The organism is Acidimicrobiales bacterium, assembly GCA_036273495.1.
In the GTDB taxonomy this organism is placed as follows: Bacteria; Actinomycetota; Acidimicrobiia; order Acidimicrobiales; family JAJPHE01; genus DASSEU01.
Genome location: DASUHN010000415.1, coordinates 1 through 2513 on the forward strand (window position 1 = coordinate 1; position 2513 = coordinate 2513).

At 70.4% G+C, this 2513-nt stretch carries 5 protein-coding genes; 2 read left to right on the plus strand and 3 right to left on the minus strand.

Annotation, left to right across the window (positions count from 1 at the left end; genetic code table 11):
- Positions 1-153 (minus strand): hypothetical protein, encoded by a 153-nt coding sequence (locus tag VFW24_18105; GenBank protein HEX5268684.1) that lies wholly within the window; start codon positions 151-153, stop codon positions 1-3.
- 99 nt (positions 154-252) lie between these two features.
- Here VFW24_18105 and VFW24_18110 point away from each other — a divergent pair, with 99 nt between their 5' ends.
- The gene (locus tag VFW24_18110) at positions 253-738 is read left to right on the plus strand and encodes a methylated-DNA--[protein]-cysteine S-methyltransferase (protein HEX5268685.1); all 486 of its coding nucleotides are present in this window, start codon (positions 253-255) and stop codon (positions 736-738) included.
- A 10-nt stretch (positions 739-748) separates the two neighbouring features.
- Here VFW24_18110 and VFW24_18115 read toward each other — a convergent pair whose 3' ends face one another.
- Both VFW24_18115 and VFW24_18120 read right to left on the minus strand, forming a co-directional pair.
- Positions 749-1081 carry a hypothetical protein gene (locus VFW24_18115; GenBank protein ID HEX5268686.1) on the minus strand — a complete coding sequence of 111 codons (333 nt, stop codon included), beginning with the start codon at positions 1079-1081 and terminating at the stop codon, positions 749-751.
- Between the two features lie 54 nt (positions 1082-1135).
- On the minus strand, positions 1136-1942 hold the full coding sequence (locus tag VFW24_18120) for an AIM24 family protein (GenBank protein HEX5268687.1): 807 nt from the start codon (positions 1940-1942) through the stop codon (positions 1136-1138).
- 189 nt (positions 1943-2131) lie between these two features.
- Between VFW24_18120 and VFW24_18125 the strand changes: the two genes are divergently transcribed.
- Positions 2132-2513, plus strand: a 382-nt coding sequence (locus VFW24_18125; protein HEX5268688.1) for a protease pro-enzyme activation domain-containing protein, incomplete at its 3' end; no start/stop codon positions are given.

Consider the following 2513-nt stretch of genomic DNA (forward strand, 5'->3'; position numbering starts at 1 on the left):
TCATGCGACCTCCTCGTCGAATCGGTTGATGGGGTGGTCGAGCACCGACCACAGGTACTGCACCGCGTAGGCCCGCCACGGGCGCCACCCGGCCGACCGGGCGGTCAGGGCCGCGGCCGAGTCGGGCAGGCCGAGGGCTCCCGCCGCCCTCACCGCCCGGTCCCGGGAGTGGAGTCCGTGGCGGGCCTATGCCGTCCAGTACCTGTGGTCGGCCCTCGACCACCCCATCAACCGATTCGACGAGGAGGTCGCATGACGATCCTGACCACCACCTACGACAGCCCCATCGGCGTGCTGACGCTCACGTCCGAGGACGGTTACCTCACCGGCCTGTACATGGACGACCAGCGCCACGCACCCAGCGGGTCCGACAAATGGGTTCGCGACGACACCGCCTTCGACGACGTGCTGAGCCAGCTCGACGCCTACTTCTCGGGTCGGATGAAGGATTTCGACGTGCCGCTGCGGATGCAGGGGACCGAGTTCCAGCGCCGGGTCTGGGAGGGCCTGACCCGGATCCCCTACGGCGAGACGTGGAGCTACGCCCAGCTGGCCGGGAAGGTCGGCAATCCCAAGGCGTGCCGCGCCGTCGGCCTGGCCAACGGCCGCAACCCGGTGGCCGTCATCGTCCCGTGCCACCGGGTCATCGGGGCCAACGGCACCCTCACCGGGTACGGCGGCGGGCTCGACCGCAAGCGCTGGCTCCTGGACCACGAGACCCGCAACCGCCCCGCCTGAGGGCGGCCGCTCAGAGGTCTTCGAGCGTGAAGTCCCCGGCCGGCTGGGTCCCCGCCGTTCCGTCGGACGGAGCCGGCTGTGACGGGGCCGGCTGGGGCCCGGTGGTCGTGAGGTCGATCGGGCCGTTCTCGGTGGCCTGGGCGTCGAGGGCCGCCAGCGCCTTCTCGACCACGTCGTGGGCGCCGTTCTGGCGCTGCTCGGCGTAGTAGGCGGCGCCCAGGTCCCGCAGCAGCGCGTCGCCGGCGCGCTTGGACTGCATGGCGCCGAACTTCGACTGCATCTGGACCGAGCCCTCCTGCGCTTTCGCCGCGACCTGCTCGGCCTGCGCCTTCAGCTTGTCCATCAGTCCCACAGTTCACTCCTCTCATGCGGCGATCGCCGCCAACGGCCGGTACGACTACCTGATTCCTCCGAGGATGCCGCCGATCCCGGAGCGCGACCTCTCCTCCCCGGCGTCTCCCATCAGCTTCTCCAGCGCGCCCACGAGGCCGTGGACGTTCACCGACTGCAGGATGACCGTCCCGTCCCCCTCGAGGGTGGCCAGGTTGACGCCCTCCCCTCCGAACATCGCGGTCATGGCCGTCTTGGCGTTGAGGCCGCCGATGTACTCCACGCTGTAGCGGACGGTGTCCTCGAAGCCGACGATGCTGCCGGTGTGCACCTGGATCTTGCCGCCGTACTTGGCCGGGTTGAGCTCGATGAAGTTCCCCGCCGCCGCCACGAACAGCGTCCCCCGACCGGTGAACTTCTCCAGTATGAAGCCGGCGCCTCCGCGCCGGCCCGTCCGCAGGCCGGTGAAGGCGATGTCGAAATCGACGCTCGACTCGGCCGCGATGAGTGCGTCCTTCTCGGTGAACCAGCCGATGCTGCCGTCCAGCTCGATGGCGCGCAGCTCACCGGGCAGGCCGCCGGCAAAGGCCACCAGGCCGTTGCCGCCCGAGGCCGTGAAGTACTGGAACGCCAGGCTCTCACCGGCCAGGACCCGCTTGCCGACCTCCATCGCCTTGCCCAGGAGGCCGCCGCCCGCGCCGGAGCCGCCCGACCCGGACGCATCGGTGGCCGGCTTCGACAGCCGGGTCTCCAGCGAGACGTTGGTCGTCTTCCAGATGAACTTCCCCGCCTCGGCGTACACGGTCTGCCCGGCATCGAGCTGGCACACGACCATCTGCATGGCGTTGCCCACGAGCTTGTGCTCCACCGCCACCCGTGCCTCCTTCCGCCCTCTTGGGGCGAGGGTACCGCCGGCGCGCCGTCGTGAGGCCGGTGACTTAGCGGGCAATTGCCTCATATCTCCAGATTCAGGTCAGGGGAAAGGATTGGTCGGGGGCCGCGGTGAATTACCTCCGCCGAACACAACTGATTGCCGCGTCCATCACGGCGCCGGAGGGAGACCATGCAGGTACGCAAGAGCTACGCATTTCTCGGCGCGGGCGCCCTGGCCGTGACCGGCGCCCTGGCGGCGGTTACCCCGGGCGCGACGGCACGCCCGACCACCTGGGCGGCGACGCACACCCAGGCCCTCAACCTCAACGCACGCGCCCTGGGGGCGGCGCCCGAGGGCCAGTCGCTCAGTCTGGGCGTGGCGCTCCCGCTGCGGAACAAGGCGGCTCTCGACCGGCTGGTGCAGGCGCAGTCGACCGGCTCGCACGCCCCGCTCACCCCGGCCCAGGTGAACGCCGAGTTCGGCCCGACGTCCGCCACGATCAACGCGGTGGAGGGGTATCTCACCTCGGAGGGGTTCACGGGGGTGAGCGCGGCGCCCAACGGGCTGCTGG

Bases quoted from the DNA above. Each gene is read 5' to 3' on its own strand.
- VFW24_18110 (HEX5268685.1), top strand. From the start codon at position 253: ATGACGATCCTGACCACCACCTACGACAGCCCCATCGGCGTGCTGACG.
- VFW24_18115 (HEX5268686.1), bottom strand. From the start codon at position 1,081: ATGGACAAGCTGAAGGCGCAGGCCGAGCAGGTCGCGGCGAAAGCGCAG.